The sequence below is a fragment of the Candidatus Neomarinimicrobiota bacterium genome, assembly GCA_018651745.1.
Taxonomy (GTDB): Bacteria; Fidelibacterota; Marinisomatia; order Marinisomatales; family TCS55; genus JAAZYX01.
Genome location: JABIDL010000037.1, coordinates 92,983 through 114,135 on the forward strand (window position 1 = coordinate 92,983; position 21,153 = coordinate 114,135).

The 21,153-nt window shown below is 40.3% G+C and carries 17 protein-coding genes and 1 tRNA gene; 5 read left to right on the forward strand and 13 right to left on the reverse strand.

Translation table 11 applies throughout. From position 1 onward, the window contains the following. Nucleotides 1-86 precede the first annotated feature (86 nt). The 6 genes from HOD97_07270 to HOD97_07295 all read right to left on the reverse strand — a co-directional run bounded on the left by HOD97_07270 (nucleotide 87) and on the right by HOD97_07295 (nucleotide 9,607). Nucleotides 87-1,430 carry a glycine--tRNA ligase gene (locus HOD97_07270; protein MBT4281394.1) on the reverse strand — a complete coding sequence of 448 codons (1,344 nt, stop codon included), beginning with the start codon at nucleotides 1,428-1,430 and terminating at the stop codon, nucleotides 87-89. A 4-nt stretch (nucleotides 1,431-1,434) separates the two neighbouring features. Continuing rightward, the gene (locus tag HOD97_07275; protein MBT4281395.1) at nucleotides 1,435-1,899 is read right to left on the reverse strand and encodes a hypothetical protein; all 465 of its coding nucleotides are present in this window, start codon (nucleotides 1,897-1,899) and stop codon (nucleotides 1,435-1,437) included. Continuing rightward, complete coding sequence (topA, locus tag HOD97_07280; GenBank protein MBT4281396.1) at nucleotides 1,896-4,412, reverse strand: type I DNA topoisomerase; 2,517 nt, start codon at nucleotides 4,410-4,412, stop codon at nucleotides 1,896-1,898. The genes HOD97_07275 and topA overlap by 4 nt, the downstream gene beginning before the upstream one ends. A gap of 74 nt (nucleotides 4,413-4,486) precedes the next feature. Continuing rightward, nucleotides 4,487-5,752, reverse strand: a complete 1,266-nt coding sequence (locus HOD97_07285; protein ID MBT4281397.1) for a histidine--tRNA ligase — start codon at nucleotides 5,750-5,752, stop codon at nucleotides 4,487-4,489. After that, nucleotides 5,752-5,997, reverse strand: coding sequence for a hypothetical protein (locus tag HOD97_07290; GenBank protein ID MBT4281398.1), 246 nt, complete (start codon nucleotides 5,995-5,997; stop codon nucleotides 5,752-5,754). Before HOD97_07290 ends, HOD97_07285 begins: the two co-directional genes overlap by 1 nt. A gap of 67 nt (nucleotides 5,998-6,064) precedes the next feature. After that, complete coding sequence (locus HOD97_07295; GenBank protein MBT4281399.1) at nucleotides 6,065-9,607, reverse strand: hypothetical protein; 3,543 nt, start codon at nucleotides 9,605-9,607, stop codon at nucleotides 6,065-6,067. A 141-nt stretch (nucleotides 9,608-9,748) separates the two neighbouring features. Between HOD97_07295 and HOD97_07300 the strand changes: the two genes are divergently transcribed. Continuing rightward, nucleotides 9,749-10,159, forward strand: coding sequence for an FKBP-type peptidyl-prolyl cis-trans isomerase (locus HOD97_07300; protein MBT4281400.1), 411 nt, complete (start codon nucleotides 9,749-9,751; stop codon nucleotides 10,157-10,159). Between the two features lie 80 nt (nucleotides 10,160-10,239). Here the strand turns inward: HOD97_07300 and HOD97_07305 are convergent, their stop codons facing one another. From HOD97_07305 to HOD97_07315, 3 genes are all read right to left on the reverse strand, one after another. Further along, a complete protein-coding gene (locus tag HOD97_07305) occupies nucleotides 10,240-11,919 on the reverse strand; it encodes a M1 family metallopeptidase (GenBank protein MBT4281401.1) in 1,680 nt (559 codons plus the stop codon). 109 nt (nucleotides 11,920-12,028) lie between these two features. Then, nucleotides 12,029-12,101, reverse strand: a tRNA-Thr gene (locus tag HOD97_07310). A gap of 52 nt (nucleotides 12,102-12,153) precedes the next feature. After that, on the reverse strand, nucleotides 12,154-12,795 hold the full coding sequence (locus tag HOD97_07315) for a membrane protein insertion efficiency factor YidD (protein MBT4281402.1): 642 nt from the start codon (nucleotides 12,793-12,795) through the stop codon (nucleotides 12,154-12,156). A 60-nt stretch (nucleotides 12,796-12,855) separates the two neighbouring features. Between HOD97_07315 and HOD97_07320 the strand changes: the two genes are divergently transcribed. Next, the gene (locus HOD97_07320; protein MBT4281403.1) at nucleotides 12,856-13,785 is read left to right on the forward strand and encodes a hypothetical protein; all 930 of its coding nucleotides are present in this window, start codon (nucleotides 12,856-12,858) and stop codon (nucleotides 13,783-13,785) included. Further along, the gene (locus HOD97_07325; protein MBT4281404.1) at nucleotides 13,785-14,096 is read left to right on the forward strand and encodes a hypothetical protein; all 312 of its coding nucleotides are present in this window, start codon (nucleotides 13,785-13,787) and stop codon (nucleotides 14,094-14,096) included. The genes HOD97_07320 and HOD97_07325 overlap by 1 nt, the downstream gene beginning before the upstream one ends. A gap of 2 nt (nucleotides 14,097-14,098) precedes the next feature. Here the strand turns inward: HOD97_07325 and HOD97_07330 are convergent, their stop codons facing one another. After that, complete coding sequence (locus HOD97_07330; protein MBT4281405.1) at nucleotides 14,099-17,263, reverse strand: cyclic nucleotide-binding domain-containing protein; 3,165 nt, start codon at nucleotides 17,261-17,263, stop codon at nucleotides 14,099-14,101. Between the two features lie 39 nt (nucleotides 17,264-17,302). After that, complete coding sequence (locus HOD97_07335; protein ID MBT4281406.1) at nucleotides 17,303-17,743, reverse strand: hypothetical protein; 441 nt, start codon at nucleotides 17,741-17,743, stop codon at nucleotides 17,303-17,305. 101 nt (nucleotides 17,744-17,844) lie between these two features. On the opposite strand from HOD97_07335, the gene HOD97_07340 reads away from it, so the two are divergent. Then, nucleotides 17,845-18,693 carry an SDR family oxidoreductase gene (locus HOD97_07340; protein MBT4281407.1) on the forward strand — a complete coding sequence of 283 codons (849 nt, stop codon included), beginning with the start codon at nucleotides 17,845-17,847 and terminating at the stop codon, nucleotides 18,691-18,693. Nucleotides 18,694-18,960: 267 nt separating this feature from the next. Here HOD97_07340 and HOD97_07345 read toward each other — a convergent pair whose 3' ends face one another. Continuing rightward, on the reverse strand, nucleotides 18,961-19,824 hold the full coding sequence (locus tag HOD97_07345; protein ID MBT4281408.1) for an ROK family protein: 864 nt from the start codon (nucleotides 19,822-19,824) through the stop codon (nucleotides 18,961-18,963). Beyond that, nucleotides 19,805-20,449, reverse strand: coding sequence for a CoA pyrophosphatase (locus tag HOD97_07350; protein MBT4281409.1), 645 nt, complete (start codon nucleotides 20,447-20,449; stop codon nucleotides 19,805-19,807). Before HOD97_07350 ends, HOD97_07345 begins: the two co-directional genes overlap by 20 nt. A gap of 69 nt (nucleotides 20,450-20,518) precedes the next feature. On the opposite strand from HOD97_07350, the gene HOD97_07355 reads away from it, so the two are divergent. Further along, nucleotides 20,519-21,153, forward strand: a 635-nt coding sequence (locus HOD97_07355; protein MBT4281410.1) for an HAD family hydrolase, incomplete at its 3' end; no start/stop codon positions are given.

Below are 21,153 nucleotides of genomic sequence, written 5' to 3' on the forward strand. Positions count from 1 at the left end.
TATTTTATTGGGGAATAGGGAGGTAATTAACAAACAAATGGTTGATTACCTCGTCGGAACAACCATAAATATAATTCTGGGGTAAATTAGGTGCTGTAGGTTCCGATTTTAGACATTAATGCTTCGGTTAGGCTATCCAAGCCAATACGATCTTGCTTTTGTGTATCCCGATGGCGAAGCGTTACGGTCTGATCTTCTGATGTTTGATGATCAACTGTAATACAAAATGGTGTTCCCATTTCATCCTGGCGGTAGTAGCGTTTTCCGATGGAACCGGCCTGATCATAGAGCACCTTAAAATGGCATTTTAAATCATCCACAATTTTGCGAGCAATTTCAGGAAGACCCTCTTTTTTAACGAGTGGACAAACCACTGCTTTTACTGGAGCCAGAGACGGATGCAGTTTTAATACAATGCGGTCATTTTCGGTGTCATCCCAGTATGCATCGGCGAGAACTGCAAGTAACATTCTATTTAATCCGGCGGATGTTTCTATAATATAGGGAAAGTACTTTTCATTCGCTTCCTGATCAAAAATTTTCATATTTTTCCCTGAATATTCTTGGTGCTGTCGCAAATCAAAATCGGTTCTATTGTGTATTCCTTCAATCTCTGACCATCCAAACGGGAATTCATATTCAATGTCCCACGCTTCTTTTGCGTAATGGGCAAGTTCGCCTTCTCTATGCTGATGAAACCTGAGTTTGGTGCTGTCAATTCCCAAAATATCAGTATAAAAGTTCAACCTTTCTTCTTTCCATGCTTGTAAAGAATTTTCATCGTTGCCCGGCTTAACAAAATACTGCATTTCCATTTGTTCGAATTCCCGTGTGCGAAAAATGAAATTCCTGGCAACAATCTCATTCCGGAATGCTTTACCGATTTGCGCAATTCCAAAAGGGATTTTTAATCTCATGGCACCTTGTACCAAAAGATAATTCACATAAATTCCCTGCGCTGTTTCCGGGCGGAGATATGCGACAGCAGCATCATCTTCCACAGGGCCGACATGTGTCTTGAACATCAAATTAAACTGACGCGGTTCTGTTAATTGTCCTGTTGTCCCGCAGGATGGGCATTGAATATCTTCCCAGGTCCCATCATCAGGATTACCGTCAAATAATTCATCGGCCCGATAACGCGCGTTACAATGCTTACAGTCCACAAGCGGATCGTTGAATGCGCCCACATGTCCCGAAGCTTCCCAAATTTTTGGGTGCATTAAAATTCCACTATCTAATCCAACAATATTCTCATGTAATTGAGTCATTGCTGTCATCCAACCTTGTGAAATAGCATTTTTAAGTGCTGTTCCGAGTGGGCCATAATCATAAACGGCGCCAAATCCGCCATAGATTTCCGAACTCTGGAAAATGAATCCGCGGCGTTTGCAGAGGGAAACGATATTATCTATGGAAGTTTTTTTCATAAAATTAATCTAATTCTTTGAGCTCTTTTTCAATGGTATCATTGAATGGGATGTCACTTTGTTTTGGTTGCTTGACAGTGATGGCGGGGTGGGGGCGTTTTTTCATTGTAAAGCCAATTATAAGAATCGCGGCAATCCCGAGTGTTGCGGGCATCAGCCATGCTAACAAATTAAAACCAGAAGCAGTCGGTACAGCAAGAATTCTTTCTCCATATCCAAAGGTTCTTCTGCCATCAGACATAACAATTTGCTTTTCATTAACAAAATAATTTAAAATTTCTTCCCTGGGTTTTCCTTTTAGGACCAAGGCTTCAATTTCCTTTTCCATTTCAGAATTGCCATGATCATAAACTGTCCCGCTCCAGCAACATGGTGCCATCAGGCTTTTCTCCAAATCTAGTATCAATTGTTCTGAATTGGCAAAAAGTAGGGTGCAAAACAATACGGAAATAAGAGATGTTAATTTCATGATTTTTTTCGTTTCCTTCGTCGTTTTTTAGGAGGATTTAATCTGCGATTGTCAATTAATTCCACAGCTGTGTCCAAGGTAACATCATTGGGCTCAACGCCTTTGGGAAGGGACGCATTAATTTTTCCGTCAGAAATAAACGGACCATAGCGCCCAGCTTTTACAGTCAGCTCTTCTCCTGTTTTAGGATGTTTGCCTAATGTTTTTAATGCTTCAGATCTCCCAGAAGTTGCTTGTGCGAGTAATTCTATCGCACGATCAAGGGAAATGTCTAATGGATTGTCAGGATTTTTAAGACTCCGTGTTTTTTTAACCATTCTAAGGTAAGGACCATATCGGCCGTAGTCAGCTGTAATTTCCTCTCCGGTTTCCGGATGAGAGCCAACGACTCTCGGAAGATTCAAGAGCGCCAAAGCTGTTTCCAAATCAATAGATGATGGATCAATATGTTTAGGGATACTTTTTCTTTCGGTTGTTTCACCGCGCTGAACATAAGGTCCATAGGGGCCAACTTTACTCACAATGTCGTCATTTGATTTTGGGTCTTTTCCTATGATTACCGGACCGTCGCTTTGCGCTAACAATTCCATCGCCTTTTCAATTGTAATATCTCCTAAAGCAAGGTCCAACGGGATATTTCGTCGTTCTTCGCCTTGCTGGACGTAAGGTCCGAATTTCCCGATTCGAATAATCAATTCATTTTTATCCGTTCCATTCAGCGGAATAATGCACGCTTTCGGAATATCTACAGGATCATCTAGCATGCCTTGCAGTCCGGCATCTTCGTTATTTCCAAAATAGAAATCATTCATAAACGGCAACGCTTTCATTTCACCTCGCGCAATTGAATCTAAATCGTTTTCCATTTGGGCAGTAAATTGTGTATTTACCAGATGCTCAAAATGGTTTTCTAATAGTTGGGTAACGGCAACTCCCAAAAAGGTTGGAACGAGCGCACCTTTGGTTTTTGTCACATATTCCCGAAAGAGAATCGTGTCAATTATATTTGCAAACGTGGAGGGTCTTCCAATTCCATCCGATTCCAATTCTTTAACAAGAGACGCTTCTGTAAAGCGAGCTGGCGGTTTGGTATTATGTTCTTCTGCATCCAGAGAAATACAATCGAGTGTGTCGCCTTTTTTCATATTCGGTAAAACAGATTCCCGGTCTGCCAAACCTTTCGAGGAATCGTCCCTTCCTTCCACATAAATCTTCATGTAACCGGGGAAAATAATCACTCTTCCTGTAGCTCGAAATGTTGCGGAATTATTTTCTATTGTTACCGTTGTCTGTTTCAATTTGGCCGATGCCATTTGGGATCCGATGGTACGTTTCCAAATCAAATCGTAAAGTTTTCCCTCGTCGTCACCCAGTTTGGTTTTTGCACTTTCAACCGATGCGAATGTTGATCCGGATGGGCGGATAGCTTCGTGCGCTTCCTGAGCGTTTTTTACCTTGGTCTTATAAATGTTGGGCGTTTTGGGAGCATACTTCTTCCCGAATGTATCTATGATATAATCGCGTGAAGCTTTCAAAGCTTCGTCGGATAAATGGGTTGAGTCAGTTCGCATATATGTGATAAATCCATTTTCATACAATTTCTGAGCAGTTCGCATGGTTCGGCGTGCCGGGAAATGTAATTTTCGAGCGGCTTCCTGTTGCAGTGTGCTTGTGGTAAATGGAGGCTTTGGATTAGAAGTGCGCGGTTTTTCAACAATATCTTCGACTATCCAAGGTCCCGATTGTAGTTCATCCACAAGCGCATCTGCTTTTGGCTTATCCAGGAGTAAAGCATCCTGCCGTTTTAAATCGCCGGTTGTACTATCAAAATCTTTCCCGGTAATTAAAGTCTTTTGATCGACGGAATGGAGGTTGGCAGGGAACCCACTTGACGTACCGGATTTGAGTTCCGCTTTTATTCCATAATACGAAGCAGAATTAAACATCGCTCTTAGGCGCTCACGGTTAACCAAAATTCGCAATGCAGCAGATTGAACTCTGCCAGCGGATAATGTTTTATTTACAAAATTCATATTATTCTGAAGCGTGCTCCACAGTACTCTAGAAACTTTATATCCGACTAACCTATCAATAATTCTTCGTGCTTTTCGAGCTTCCACAAGATTGGTGTCAATGTCTCTGGGCTCGGTTAATCCTTTTTCAATTGCAGTTTTTGTGATTTCCGTAAATTGAATACGCTCGATCATAGAGTCACTCAATTCTTCTGCAATGTGCATAGCAATGGCTTCGCCTTCACGATCCGGGTCAGTTGCTATTATCACTTTCTCCGCAGACTTGGCTAGTTTTTTCAGTTCTTTAAAAAACTGATTCTTTTCTTCAAGAATTTCTTCTTCCATGGAAAAATCCTGATCAACATCTACGCCTAGCGACTTTCTTGGTAGGTCTTTAACATGTCCTACACAGGATATTATTTCAAAATTATCACCAAGGAGTTTGGATAATGTTTTCACTTTTGTTGGCGATTCAACGATGAGTATAGATTTGGTGCTCATAGATTCCTTTAATTAATTTTTTGTTTCAAAATGGCGTTTTTCATGCGTCTGTATTTTAATGTATAAAAGAAAGTTTATATTTGCAAAGAGGCAAGATAACCGCCCAGATCATCAAATTTGATTGACATTTGATCCCCTGTTTCCAAATTTTTTATCTGTGCTTCTTTTGCTTGAATTTCTGAATCCCCAATAATCACTGCAAACTCGGCGCCGATTCGATTTGCTTCTCTGAACTGAGCTTTTAAGCTACGCCTTATAGGGTCAAAATCTGACTGTACACCTATTTGCCTACTGGCATGGATTAGTGGGATCACAATTTCCCGAGCCACATCTCCATGTGCAATAAAATACACTTGAATTTGGCTATCCGCTGTAGATTCATTTTTGGATTCTAAACACAATAATATCCTTTCAATCCCAGCTGCAAATCCAATCGCTGGCGTGGAAGGACCGCCGAGGGTTTCCACAAGTCCATCGTATCTTCCGCCACCACAAACCGCATCCTGTGCACCCAAGGCGGTGGAGGTAATTTCAAAAGTAGTGCGAGTATAATAATCCAAACCGCGCACCAAAGTGGAATCAAGTTCAAATGGAATTCCACATTGTGTAAGTCCTTCGCAAACATCTGAAAAATGTGCCTTATCATTATCGTCTAAAAATTCAGAAATGTTGGGAGCGTCTTGTAATAATTTTTGTTCTTCAAGGTTTTTGGAATCCAAAATTCGAAGCGGATTAACTTCGAATCTTTTTTGGCTAGCCTCTGAAAGTTCGTTGAAATGCGGCTGTAAAAACGTTTTTAATGCTTTACGGAATTTTTTTCGGCTTTTCGTTTCGCCAATAGAATTCAACTTGAGTGTGAGCCCATCAAGGCCAAGTGCAATCAAGGATTCGGTTGCGAGCGAAATAACTTCAACATCCATTTCCGGTTGGTGTGAACCGATGGCTTCCACACCATATTGGTGAAATTGCCTAAATCTTCCGGCTTGGGGGCGTTCTTGACGAAAGGCATGATCAATGTAATACAATTTTGTCATGGGTGACTTTTTCCCAAGATTATGTTGAATAAAAGATCGGATGACCGGCGCAGTAATTTCCGGTTTTAAGGTTAAACTTGTATCGCCTTTATCCGAAAAAGTGTACATTTCTTTAGACACGATATCCGACGTTTCGCCAACACCACGAGCAAACAATTCAGATTTTTCAAATACAGGTGTACGGATTTCTCCATATCCAAAAATATCCATCATCTTCCGAATGGATTCTTCAGCAACCTGCCAGCGTCTTGCTTCAGGAGGAAGAATGTCATGCGTTCCCTTGGGTGATTGAATTTTATCTGGCATTATCCTACAACCGTGTGTAAAAGTGATTCAGCTTTTTCTTTATATTTTTCAGGAACAAATAGTTTTATTAAGCCTCCCGTTGCTTCACTTGATGAGATGGAGAAAGTGGTTGTCATAACATCTGATTTTACAAAATGCGGAATATCGTTTTGTTCAAGCAATTCGGTTATCATGTCTGCGTACATTTTTCCGGAAAGTTCGCCGACTTTTATCCAAGTGTGTTCATTTTGTTTAGAAGTTGTCATTCATTCATTAATAGCTAGCATGAATTTGCACCAAATCAGGCAGAGAATAAAACCCTGAAATATAATGTTACCAGTTTGGCTGCGATCGAAACCTTCCGCCTCTTTGTTCAACTTTTAAATCTTTTAAGGTCGGCGATTTTACGTGTAATAAAAGGTGAAAACCTGAACCATAACCAGATGGAGTCCATGTGATTGACATTGTCCAGCAATGGAGATCACGGTTGATAGAAAAATTGTGGCTGACTAACTCGCGGTTAATTAAATCAAACCGAGCGCTATAACCGACATTCCAGTTTTTAGTTAACTTAAAATTTGAATTTGTTGAAAGCCAAAATGTTTCTTGGGTTAATTCCGGATTAGATCGGTTTTGGGAATAACGAATGCTCAAAGTTGTGCTCCATAGATTTCCAGATCCTGATGGCCTTTCGGAAGATGGTATTCCGGTATCCAATCTGCCATCGGTGGTGATGCTATCAGCCCCCGACGCTTCACTTGATTGAATGGCAATTCTTTTCCCGGAAAATTTGAACCCGGTTGATAAACTCATATTCATCAGTCGAGGATAAGGAATACCGGTTTCTGTTACACGATACCGATCGATCCGAGCACCGGTTTGTGGATTAAAATCGTAGAAATCGTGCTTCATGGAAAGATCAAGATTGAGTATGCCTGCAATGTTGGATCGCACCGAAGATTGTAATTGAGAAAGCTTAAATGTTTCCGCCACAAAATTATATCCGGAAGACATTCCCCATGTGAATAAGTTCACTTTTTTGGTTTGATCGCCATCTTTCATTTTTGCCTGAAAAGAATGATTTAATGAAAAATTCATAGATTGACGTTCACCGGAGGATGTTCCACCTGCCATTGTGCCGGAGAATCGGTCAAAAGTTTGACTGAGAGAATCCTGAGTAATTGTTTTGAAATAGCCGAGATCTTGACCAAAGACCGGTTTAGAAAAATCGGGCGTATAGGAATAACCAATAGAGGTTGACATTACATGGCGGATAGATTTCAGAGAACCAATGCCAATCGGAAACAATCCGTAAAATTGGGTAGATGCACTGAGCCCCATTGAGCCGGTTGTGCGCTGTGCAAATCCGACAATTTCATCTTTAATAAAAACGCCGCTGGTATCAAAATGTCCGCTGTAAGATTTATTTACCCAGACAGATCGTAAACTCATATTTGGATTTAATGTGATGTATTGAAACACTTTTTGGGGCGCACTTAGTCCCATACTGTGATTGGTAACATAATCGTTGAAAGATTGCACAATGCCGGCACTGTCAGAATCTGTTATCCAGCGGTAAATCGAGGTAGAATCATCAAGTGAATAAGATTCGCTTTCATAATAAGTGCGGTGCTTGTTGGTAAAATTTGAAGAATAATTATACGCGATATTATGATACCATTTTCGCGATCCGCCAATGTGTTTAATGAGTTTTCTCTGACCATGTCGAAAGGCAATTTTTGGAAAAGTGCTGGATGTAATGTCCATTTGGGTTCCACTTCGGATTGGACTGGAATAGAAAGCAGAAGTTGGATCAATTTTTTGTTCCACCATAAGATCGGTATTGGATGATAAGTTGATACTGATTGAGTTATTAGACTTCCTCCAGTTTTTGGTGTATGTCGCATTGGATCGTGCCTGTTGGTTCAGCCGTGTTACAGGATTTATTCCGGTAAGTCGGTTGTATTGCCCATTGCTGTAGTAGCTGGCATTCACTCTAAATGTTTGGTCATTTCTTAGGACTTGATTATGATTCCAGTTTACCACATAATCACTTTGCCGGTTATTCAAAAGTTGCGTGATATCGCGCTCACTTTGTCCCAATCCGGATGGGAAATTTTGTCTGTTTTCAAGGTTCAGATTTCCGCTGAAGGCATATCGCTTTTCATACGCATTATTAAGCCGTATCGTGATTCCCTGTCGATCTGCAAAGCTCATGGTAAATTTTGAACCCCAATAATCGCTTGGAGCCCAATAATAACCGAGTCCGTCAAGGTATTGTCCACGTGTGCTACTTTCGCCATATCCCGGCATAATCCAACCAGAGTGTCTTCTACCGCGCTGATGCGGAAATACACCTAACGGAAGCCCCATTATCGGAATGCCGGAAATATACAGGACGATGGGCCGGGCAACTACTTTGTCTTCTGAAATCATTTTCATCCGAGAGCTTTCGAAATGGAAATGAGGTACAGGAAGATCGCATGTAGAGTATATACTTTCATCAATATAAAAATCGTCATTTTCACGGTTTCGGATTTCATCCCCTTGGAAATAGCCATCATCTATTTTTGTTCTGCCTTCAATCACTTTTCCTCTTTGAGATTCAAGATTATACAGAAGCGTGTCGCCTTCCATAGGACTCCGACCATCCTCGGTAAGTGTTGGTTTCATTGGAATATAGGTAGTATCGTGATATCCCTGCGGTAGTGCACGAAGAACATTGGTTGACCACAATACATTTATAAATCCTGCACTAAGGTGAACATTGGTATAATCAATGTTTGCGTTTCCATGCAGATCGGTTTCTTCTTCGGGAATTTTATAGTTGATAACATTCGATGTGTATTCCAAAGGTGCTTCGATATTGGTTGAAACGGTATCAGGAGTATAGGTTCCTCTGGCGCCGCCCGAAACTAAAATCTGATTCAAATTCCCTTCTTGGAATTTCATCCAAACGGTATCGCCGGATGCGAGATTTTTTCCCTGATAAACGGAATCATCAAAATTATGATATAAGGTTGTGGCCATTCCCTCCAACCGCATTGAATCCATTGAACCATTAACAAAATATGCTTTCATAACTCGACTCGTCATATCATCTAAATAATCGCCTTGTTCTTTCTGGATAACAACAGAATCTTTCTCCTGAGTTTTAATTTCACGATAACCTGAATTGTGGTAAATAGCATGCGCTTGTTCGGGAATATAAACGAATTCTAATTCTCCGTTGTTGTATTGTAGGGAAATTTCTTTACCGGAAATTGTTTGCCCTTCTTGGATAATTTTTGGATTAAGGATTAGTTGTGTTTTTTCTGACTCTCTGTTGTATATAGCACGTCCACAGTTTGCGGTGCGAAGGCTATCTTGAATGATTACTTTTTTATGAGCAGAGTACGAAACGCCATCAGTTACCTGAGATTGAACGTAAGAAAGTTCCTCAGCCATAATGGTTTGTCCTTCCTGGATCAATTTCACATTTCCCAAAGCCAATCCGCTGTCTTGTTTTGAATAATACACAAGCGTGTCAGATTTTAAATCATATGTTTCGGTCCATGCGCGTGTGTTACCATAACCGGTTAGGATATCTTTTGGTGAATTGATATGCAGTGAATCGCAAGTCAATGTTTGATTGTTTCGAACTACTTTTACAGATCCGACGAGCATTCCAAGCCCCACCTTTTGGTGGTAGCGCGCGTGATCGCAACGAAGCGTCATATCTTCTTTTTGGAAGATTACATTTCCCGTCAGGATTTGAACTGCTTCACCATTAAGGGTGATATTTTCCAGCACATCGGCGCGTTTCAGTCGCAGACGGTTATCGGCTGAAAAAAGAAATCCCAAGAGGAAGCACAGTGAAAGGATGCGCAAATTCATAAGCGTAGCTCGTTAATGCACATTTTGTTACAGGGTTCCGGAATATTAAGTTTGGTCGTATTTGGATTATTGATGGACGAATTTACGAGTAAAAATTTTCAGTCTTCTGATGTAAACTCACCGATTTCAAAGGAGAAATGAATGCGAGATTTTAAACAGATATCCTTTTTAATCCTTCTTTTAGGATTAATAGGATGTGGCAACCAAAAGGTGGTAACAATGGACAATGGACTTATCATTGAGAACATAATTGAAGGTGAGGGAACTGAAGCTAAAGATCAAAGTATTGTGATGGTACATTATACTGGATGGTTGGAAGACGGGACCAAATTTGATTCATCCCTAAATCCCGGTCGAGACCCGTTTAGGTTTACGGTAGGTGCCCGACAAGTTATTTTAGGCTGGGATCAAGGTTTGCTCGGAATGAAAATAGGCGGAAAAAGAAAGTTAACCATTCCACCGGAATTGGCCTATGGAGATCGCGGTGCTGGAGGAGTGATTCCACCGGGATCAACATTGATTTTTGAAATAGAATTGTTGGGAGTGGAGTAATCCGGCTGATGAATCATTTGCGCTGGAACATCTTATAAGATTAGAAATTGGAAATAAAAGAGTAGGAGAATCGACGATTATTAATGTATTGACTCTTTTATCAATAAAAATTCCCAATCCTTAATTTGAATTGTAGCATGTTCGGGGACTTTAATGGTCAATATTTCTGATGTTGGGAAAAGCCGAATTTCTTCCCCGTTCACTAATATATCTACCGGCATATCAAAATCGGATCGAACATTTTTCCAACGGTAATGGAACGTATTTTCGGATTGTTTATATTCTAGCGTTGGCGGTCGGCGGTCAAAAAGATACTGACGGAAAAATGGTTCGTAATCTTTACCGGATTTTTCAGTAACAAATTGAATAATGTCTTCGGTGCAGACAATAGATTTTGCATTCTCAACTGCGAATGATTTTAAGATATCAAAAAAGAGAGATTCATTATCCATCACATTTCTGAGGGTGTGAAGTATCCAAGCCCCTTTGTAATACGCATCTTCAAATCCCCAGTAATACTCTCCCCGCGGACCGACCATAGCTTTTCGGTTTCGAATGTATTTCCGTTTTGTCAACAAATAATCGACACTGAGGTCGTAATCCCAGCGGTCTTCCACATACAAGGCTTCGCAGTAGGTTGTAAACCCTTCCTGAATCCACACATCGGCTCCATCGCAGGCAGTGATGCTGTTTCCCCACCATTCGTGAAAAGATTCATGCAGAGTGATGTAATCCAAGCTCCCATATATACTTCGGTTAGATTTATCGAATATTTTAAATGAACTTCCGTACGCAATCGCAGATTGATGTTCCATGCCAAGATACGGCGCTTCAACTAATTTGTAGCCGTCATTCCAAAAGGGATATGTTCCAAAACGCTTTTCCATAAATTGGATAACGTCCCGTGCTTCCTTTAAATGCTCCGTTGCAATAGCTTCGTTGTAATCCAATACCCAATAACTGAGCGGATGCACGATTCCCAATGAGTTGACGCTGTCTTGAATTTCTATATAATGCCCGATGTTAAATGTAACATTGTAATTATTGATCGGATTGGAAACAAACCATTGCCAAGTTTTAGTATTACCGTTTTCCAATACATTTCGGAGCGTTCCATTCATCACACAAACCAAGGATGAATCCACAGTAATATTCATCGCCATACTATCCGGTTCTTCGGTTGGATGATCTTTGTTGGGCCACCAAAGGCTTGCGCCATCACCTTCACATGAAACCCCTAAAAACGGTCGACCTGCTTTATCAGTTTCGATGACGACTCCGCCGTCCCAGGGTGGTCGTTTGGCAATCTGCGGACTTCCACTGTATTTTACTCGAAATGTGAAATGTTGATCTTTGGATATCGGGGGGAATTCAACAAAAACAGCATCTTCTTTCCGCGTCCAATTGAGTGCGGTATCTTCGAAAATAATTTGGTCAAGCATCATTGCTTTTGCTAAGTCGATCTGCAGTTTTTCGAAATTGTCAACTGCCTCCGCATGAATATCAACATATCCGTTTATTTGTAGATTTTCATCCAGGCGTTCTATGGTGATATTCATATCATAAAAATGGACGTCATAGCAAGTTCTGAGCGGAGTCAGTTCGCCGATAAGACGATTTCGATCTGACACCGTTGGATAGGTACTTTCTTTTTCCGGGATGACCATTCCGGACCCAAAATGTCCACGCAGATTTGAGACTTGAGAACATCCCGTCAGAATTAAGGATAAAAGAACGATGGTTGTTGTAAGAAATTTCATTTATAGCCTAGTTTTAATGTGGATTTGTTAATTTAATTTTTGATTTTTTTATCTTTTAAGTGTAAGTCGTTTTTAATTTTGTGTGTCTCATAATTTATGTAGAGAAAAGAGCCACCTCGCGGATTTGAACCGCGGACCTACTCATTACGAATGAGTTGCTCTACCAACTGAGCTAAGGTGGCAAATACTAGCGAGTGAAATTATGGTTTTCAATGATAGAAAACCAAGCCTGCCTTACTCAACTTTTTGGTAATATTTAGCTGTTCGCCATGCGCCGTAAATTTCTCCACCATAAAAAATAGCGGTCACAATTGCATAGATAGAAAAAGCGGCAGAATCGGTATTGTCCCGCATTCGATACGCCGATGAGGCCGGCATGGCAAACATCATGAAGCCGAAAATCCCGTCCCAAGAACGCTCCGCGTAGATTCGCCCGGCACCCGGAATCATCGCTGACATCATTGCGGCCACAAACGGGGATTTCTCGGAATTTCGTTCCATCGGTTTTACCGGGTCAAGTATCCGAAAATCTTCTGCTAAAAATTCGTTCCCTAATTTTGCGTGGTACTCAAGCGCCATCGGATTGCATCGCGCAATCCGGTCAGCCGCCATCACGGGACCAAGCATTATACCGTGTTTTGCAATGGCGTGTGCGCCATAATTACTGCAGCTTGGAGAAAATTGGCAATCCAGCCCATTGGATTTGTATGATAATCGTTGCCATCCTGCAATCGGAAAAATAAGTGATTTCCGAATCAGCGATACCGATCGACTAGATAATAGTGAATCTGCCGGGTAAAAAACATTTGTCTGCGCCTTGAGAAACATCAAAGGCAGCAAAACAAAATGGGCAATAATTATAAATCTTGGCAGCATAAGTGTGAAGTTAAATTTAACTTGAATTCTATTCAGAGTAACGTCAATTTATCTACCGTAATGAACGCTATCTTTCGATCGATCTTCTTATTAATTGTGCTGTTGACATCTCGGCTGAATGCTGAGAAAAAATCTTTGTTTATCCTGCATACGAACAATACCAATGGTGCGCTCGAAAATTGCTATTGTCCGGACCACCCATACGGTTCGGTGGAAAAACGGGTTCTGTTTGTAAAAGATTTTATTCGAAAAAACCCCAATACACTTTTGTTTGATGCCGGTGATTTCTTCCCGGTGAGTCATCGCACCTATCTTGATAGTCTTGTTTGTGTTGCCTACAGTGAATTGCCTTACGATGGTATTTTATTAGGCGATCAGGAATTCGCCCGGGATCCGAATGAATTGAACTTGATTCTTCCCATAATGAACGCATCCTTGATTGGCACCAATATATCAGCACCGGATATTAATGGGATGGTCGCTTTCAAACGCATTGAAAAAGGTGGGTTTAGCATTCTGGTGCTGGGAATAATTGATCCGGCTGTATTTAAATACTATCCAGAACCGGTGCGAGCCAGAATGGTTGTAACCGATCCGATTGAAGCTCTTACATCTGCAATTAAAACGCATAAAAATGATACTAATTTGGTTGTGGTTTTAAGCCATCAAGGATATGCAAAAGATTTGGAACTTGTTGAAAGGGTTAATGACATTGATGTTGTTATTGGATCTCACAGCCAATCGGTTATCGCAAACCCGTTCTCATCATCCGCTCCGATTGTAGCGCAGGCAGGGAAAGAGGGTTATCATGTGGGCGTTATTGTTTTGAATATGGATGACAAAGGCACATTATCTCATTCCGGATATGCGCAAACTATGACCCAAAAAATGCCTGATTCCGATCGTATTATGGATTTGATTCTTGAGTACGAAGAAAAAACAGGTCACATTAATCGCAATAAATTAAAACAAAATAGGAAGTCAGAATAATGGAAGATCTTGTAAAGATATTTGCTGATAATCCCGTTTACCTTGGCATTGCCGTTGTTCTAGCGGGTGTCATTTTATTTGGTATTATTAAAAAGCTAATCAAATTAGCGTTGGTTGTCGCTGCCGTCCTTGTGATATATGTAGCCTATTTGGTTTGGACCGGTGAAGAAGTAAATGTGGATCGAATAAAGGAAGGTGTTCAATCAGCCGGAGATGCCATTTCAGAAAAAGTGGACGAAATAACAAAATCAGCAAAAGAAAAAGCAGTAGAAAAATCCCAAGAAGCGGTGGGCGATATTCTAGATAAGTAAATTTATTGAATAGCCGATCGCAGGCGGCTGGTCAGCAGTTTGACGATGCCTTGCATGATATCCATATTTCCACTCATAATTTCGTAAAACGCATCTCCTGAAATTTTCAAGAGAATCACATTTTCTTCCACGGTTGCGTCGGCGGAACGCGGATCTTGATCCAGTAGCGCCATTTCCCCCAAACATTCACCTTTGTCCAATGTGGCGATAGGTTGGTCTTCCAAATGAATTTTAACACTTCCGTTCATGATGATGTACATGGAATCACCAAATTCACCTGCTTTGAAAATGGATTCACCTGAATCAAAATGAACCTCTTCTGCAATTTGTGCAATTCGGGACAAATCTTCACTCGGGATGGACTGAAACAAACTTACGCTTTTCAGCAGGATGGTTTTTTCGATGGTGGAATACATAGGTAGTTCCTCCTTTTTCAATACTAATGATTCCGGAATTTTTCCGGAGTAATCTTTTCCGTTTTTAATTGAATGCAAACTGATGACTTCTTTAATAAGATTTGACGGGTTTACTTTTTCCCAATCGATTTCTGATAATATTTTATCATCCCCAGAATTGAAAATTAGATTCAAATAAAGCGCGGCAGTCCAATCATTCCCCGAATGAATTCCTTTTATAATAAAATAATTTTTATCTTTGGGTAAATCGGGAAAGAAATTTCTGCCGATTAAAACGCGGTCCGAAATATCCATTGGTTCGATCAGTGGATTGATTATTTCTCGTTCTTCCACGGTAAAAATCTGTTCCAAAAGTTCAAGCACAAATCCGAGTCGTCCCGAGTCGTTGGATTGTAATGTATGAATATAGGTTTCAACTCGGGTTTCAGGTTGATCCAGAACGCCCAATTTTAAAAGTACCGGGCGCAAAAGAGCCAGCTTATGATTCAAATGGTCCTCCATTAAACTAGACTTGGAATCATCGTGGAAAAAATCAAGTGCAATTGAATGTTGATATGCCAATTCTGCAATAAATCGAGTTTCATCTTCAAGGTCCTCTAACAAAGCATTTGGCAAGGGAGTGTTCCTGGCAATCGATAGCAAGGTATCCACACTTTCTCGATAAATCTGTGGATTGGATCGATCCATCATTTCAGAAGTAACCATTGCACTTCCTGCTCCCGGATAATGCTTAAGAGTATTTAAAATGGCACAAGAAAGATCTTCCGGAATCCCGCTTCTAGATTTTTCTGCCAGTGCCGAAATGGCTTCCGTTTCATCAAAATGTTTTAAAGCAGATCTAGCTTTCAATACTGTTTTAGAATCTGCCAAATTTTCAACAATAAAGGGTAATAGCGATTTTTCGCCACCGGATTGAATGAGGTCCAAAGCAGCCGCTCGCACATCCACTGAGTCATGAGAAAGCAGTTGAGAGATTTGATCAGCAGAAATTAAATCTGGTGCTTCAATTAGACTTTGCAGAGCTACGGTAGTTGTGTATGGATCAGGCCCATGGATTTGGTTTTGTAAAATAGAAATCGCCTTCGTTGTATTTCCTGAATCAAGCGTTAAGAGTGCCGCTGCAGCCGCAGCACTTTCATCCGGATTTTCACTGCTTAATCTTGATTCTAAATCCGAAGTTAACTCTTCTAGTTTGCGGTGTCCGGCTACAACAGCCGCTTTATTTCCAAGCAATCCGCCTTGCTTAAAAGCACTTATGATTTCTTCATTCGGAATGACATCTTCATCATCAATAGTAAGGAAAAGGATGGCGCTTTGAACTTCGAATGATCCTGTTTTAAACATTTCCCGAATAGTTCTTTTCCATGGAGAAAGTGGAATGTCTTTGACCAAATCCAGAACAAATAATTGCTGATTGGTGTCCTCTACATCCAGCGCTTTTTGGATGGTATCAACCAAGGCGGAATCGGTAACATCTAGCGTTAGTTCATCAAAATTGAGCTGACGTTTTTCAACAGCATTTTGCAGTTCAGCAACATATTGTTTTTTCAGTCTGAAGGAAGTCCATATCCATAAAGAAAGGGCGCCGATTGAAATAATGCTCAGGAATTGCAATGGGATGTATTTTGTTAAAATAAAGGTAATGAGTCCACCCACGCCAATCATGATAGCGGTAATACTGCCTGTCACCATCGGTCTTCCGATTTTTTTTCGATGCGGTGGAACCGGAAGCCAAAGGATTTCCCACACCGATTGATTTACTGTAAATTTGATTGTTTGGTCTGCGAATTTAGCGAATGTTCCGGCCCACAATACGGGCGCAAGAAGAATGGCGGACGCTCCTAACATCAATGCAATGGGAAGAATGAGCAGTCCGATTAACATACCGAACCGAGTCAGAATTTTCCCGGTAAAGCCAAATTGTATAATGAGCATTAGAAACCCTGCTGCTGCAAAAAATGACCCAAAAAAACTAGCCAGCGATGCTTCGTCAGTTAAAGTTGTACTTGCTATCATTTTGAATTGGTAATCCACCAATAGAGAAACAATTGATGATAAACCAATGACGATAGCAATTGACTTTAAATACGGGTTAAAAACTTTTTTCTGTTTCGGTTGTGATTGTTGATCCATTTGATTTTGACTAATTTTTTGTCTAAATCTCATTGCAATAGGCACAAGCAATAACACCAATCCAAGTAGCCCGGCAACGACAAACAGAAGTTCATCGGTTCCAAATTTTCCAATAAATGGTTTTAAACTCATTCCGGCCACCATAGGCGCCAGAGAACCGCCTCCACCAATAACGCCAAATAATCGTTTAGCTTCTCTTGGTCCAAAAAATTGTCCGGCAATCGTCCAGAATTGAATCATAGGAATGGTGCAGACTATATCCATCCATACAAATAGGACGGGGATCAGAATCGGCTTTCCCCTAAAGGTGATGTGTAAATTGAATTGCAGGAAAACTAAACTTAGGATAAACAACACCAAGCATGATAAAACAATTGTTGACAAGTTAATTTTTTTATTGATCTTATTATAAATTGTAATGATTATAGTCATCACAATTGCTGTTATAACAAACATGATAGGAAGAAGCTCGCGCTCATACCGGCTCAGGAAATACGTATCGCGGGTTGTTTTTCCGATGATGACAACGCTGACTAAAAGGAAAAAATATGTAAATAAAGTCAGAACTTTTTTGCCTTCCCCGGGGCGAATATTCAATGCGTTCAAAAATATTTTCATAGTAGGAAAAGAATCAATATTTGATGTTGAGTCATCAGTCTAAACCGTATAGTCAAATCCGGGATCACTGATAAAATCAAACAATGCAATCCCGAAAACAAAAACCATGATCAAAATCAGGATGAAAAATAGTAAACCGATCAAGTACATAATTCCTGTTAATGTCATAAAACTCCGGATCTGATCTAAAGCTCTGGAAAAGCTGACATTGTCTTGCGCCGATAATGCATAACGAAGGTGTCTGCTGGCATTAATAAGCTTTTTGCCAAGAAGAATCATAATGATACCTATTAGAAAGGTAGGAATGCTAAAAAAAATGATGGACAAGGCATAGCAAACACCAAAAAAGATATTCATGATGCCAACGAATTTGCTCCATGAGGCGAGTTTGGTGATTGTTTCATATCCCAAAGCATCCAGCGGTTGGGTTAAAGCCGGCCCGGGATTTTGAATGGGCTGAGAGGGTTCTAAGGCAGACATTGTATCAAAAAATATACTTCAGCAACCATGATAAAAGAAGTGTAAAGCCGTCATGTCTAATTCTTATATTTACCATTGAAAAATGAATAAAAGGAAACTCTATGTTTGAACCCGGATTACTAAAAGGTAAAACTGTTATTATAACCGGCGGGGGAACGGGCCTTGGAAAATCCATGGCTCACCGCTTTGGATCCTTAGGCGCCAATCTTCTTATTGCGAGCAGAAAAGAAGATGTATTAAAGGCTGCTTCAGATGAATTAAAGGAAACAGGTGCGGATGTTGCTTGGGCTGTATGTGACGTTCGAAAACCGGACGAAGTTTCTGCCATGGTGCAAGTGGCAAAAGAAAAATTTGGGGCCATTGATGTTTTGCTTAACAATGCGGCAGGAAATTTTATCTGCCCTACTGAAAATCTGACAGAAGGCGGTTTTAAAGTCATTGTGGATATTGTACTGAATGGCACATTTAATTGTTCACTCGCCGTCGGAAAAGAAATGATCAAACAAGAATCCGGCACGATATTGAATATTGTTACAACGTATGCGTGGACCGGTTCGGGATATGTGATTCCTTCTGCCTCAGCGAAAGCAGGAGTGTTAGCGATGACGCGATCTCTTGCAGTAGAATGGGGGAAGTATGGAATTCGAACCAATGCGATTGCACCAGGACCTTTTCCTACTGAAGGCGCTTGGTCAAGGCTTGCGCCTCCGGGATTTGGAATAGAAAAAGCGATGAAAAAAAGAATTCCATTAAAGAGATTTGGCGAACATGAGGAATTAGCAAATCTTGCATCGTATTTGATAAGTGATCAGGCAGGATATATAAATGGAGAGGTAGTAACCATTGATGGGGGAGAATGGCTGAAGGGCGCCGGTCAATTCAATGATTTAGACAAAGTTCCAAATATAGCCTGGAAAGCCATATCAGCAATGAGAAAGGGAAAAAAATAATTTTCTTTTTCTAGCCGGCACTAAAAAGACCAATCAATAAAGAACCAATTAATCTGTAAATAATTATCGTATAAAAAATTGCAATCCCCAAGAGGGAGAAGGGTGTAATCCGAAATTTTTTGGCATATTTATGATTTCCTTGATTATTGCTATACCATGTTTTCATAGAAGTCAGTGTAACCCAAGAAAGAAAACAGGATAAAGCAAAAAATAAGAATATGACAACATGATCCAGCCAGGTTAGTGAGTTAAGCCATTTCCCCAAATTCATGATGAATCACCAAGCCAAGCCGCACCAATAACCCCTGCAGAATCTCCCAAAGTGTGCTTTACAATCGGTGTATCGGCATTCGGACTGAACACATAATTGTGAACAGAATTCGCACCATCTGAGTATAAAAATTCACATTTTGATACACCGCCGCCAAGCACAATGACATCCGGATCCAAAATGTTTATTACATTGGAAAGTGCAATTCCAAAGTTTTGAGTGAATTCATTTTTCCAATTTGATGGTGGATTTAGCGCAATATCGGTAACGATTTTTTGGTCACCGGTAATTTCCTTATATCGAGATTCTAACGCCGGCCCGCTGATGTAGGCCTCCACACATCCTTTTTGCCCGCAATAACAATTTTTTCCATTTGGGTAAAGAGTATGGTGTCCCCATTCGCCTGCGATGTGCGAACGTCCGTGATGGATTTTTCCATCAATAACAATCCCACCACCCACACCTGTTCCGAGGATGACACCGAATACGATTGAATGTTTTTTACCAGCTCCCATTTTTGCTTCTGCAAGGGCAAAACAGTTTGCATCATTTTCCATGATTATTGGCTGACCAATTTTTGATTCAATGTTTTGTTTTAATGGTTTGTCAATCAGGCAAACGGTATTGCTATTTTTTAATTTTTCAGTTTTTGGATCAATTGATCCAGGCGTACAAATTCCAATGGTTGTTTCATTGACACCTTTCAGTTCATAAACCAAACTGCAGATGCGATCTACAATGGCATCATAACCATCGTCCCTTTGTGTAGGAATTCGTTTTCGATTTATTTCCCTACCTTTCTCATCAAGTAGGATTCCCTCGATTTTAGTTCCGCCTAAATCAATTCCAAGTTTTAGCATGAATCACCTCGTTTAGCACACATTTAAATTCGGACAGAATCATAGCCGTGACACCCCAAACTCGAACGGATTTGAATTGGAAAAAAGGAATTTCAGCTGAGATATTATTTATGGTTCGGTTTTCTTTTTTTTCACAAGAATCATTCAAAAGTTCTTCCAAAGATACAGAATGGAGTGAATCCACTTCATTTTTCTGAATCAGAGTTTCGGGCTCGTAATCTGAAAATGCAATAAAAGGATGGATCATAAATCCGGTGACGGGAGTAAAAAGAGGCGTTAGACTTCCTAAGATTTCAAACGAGATTGGAGAAACTCCAATTTCTTCGTGTGTTTCCCTAATGGCGGTTAATTCAAGTGTCTCATTATTTTCCTGCATTCCTCCCGGAAGAGAAATCTGTCCTTTATGTAATTCCACAGTCTGCGATCGTTTTGTCAGAAAAAAATGAATACTTTCATTTTTTGGAAATAGTAAAATTAAAACAGCAGACGGAGTTGATTCTTCGATGGTATTCGGCGAATTAATAGGAGAACGGGAACGGGTTTTAAACTTATTTTGTGCATTTTCACCCGGAAGATTGTCTTCCAATCTTTGTTTTAATTGAGGAATGAGGTCGTCTGGATTCATGGGATAGGAAATTTCTTACGAAAAGTTATCAATTATATTCGATTTATTCTCCATGTTTGGAATAGTATTATGAGATTCAAACACATTATTTGGGATTGGAATGGGACTTTGCTCGATGATCGATGGCTTACGGTTGAGTCAATGAATCTTCTGCTCGATAGGCGGAAGATGAAACGCATTACAGAAAAGTCGTATCGAGATGTATTCAGATTTCCGGTGAAGGATTATTATGTCAAACTCGGATTTGATTTTAAAAAAGAGCCCTTTTCAATATCCGGGACAGAATTCATTGTTGAATACAATAAGCGCGCTCACGAGCCAAAGCTGCATGGCGGCGTAAGTGAGTCACTTAAAACTTTAAAAGAGAAGGGAATCCGCCATTCAATTTTGTCTGCGAGCAAACAGGATATTTTGAATACACTGATGGTTGAATATGGATTATCAGAATTGTTTGATCATGTTATTGGACAAAATAATCATTATGCACACGGCAAAACAGAAGCCGGAAAGGAATTAATCTCGATGATTGATGAAGATCAGAATCAGATTTTATTTGTTGGTGATACCATTCATGATTATGAAGTGGCATCTGCTTTAAATATCGATTGCGCTTTACTTACCTGCGGGCATACGAGTACAAATAGATTGAAAGAAACATCTGCACATTGTTTTTCCGGTTTTCAAGACCTAATGCAGTTTATTAA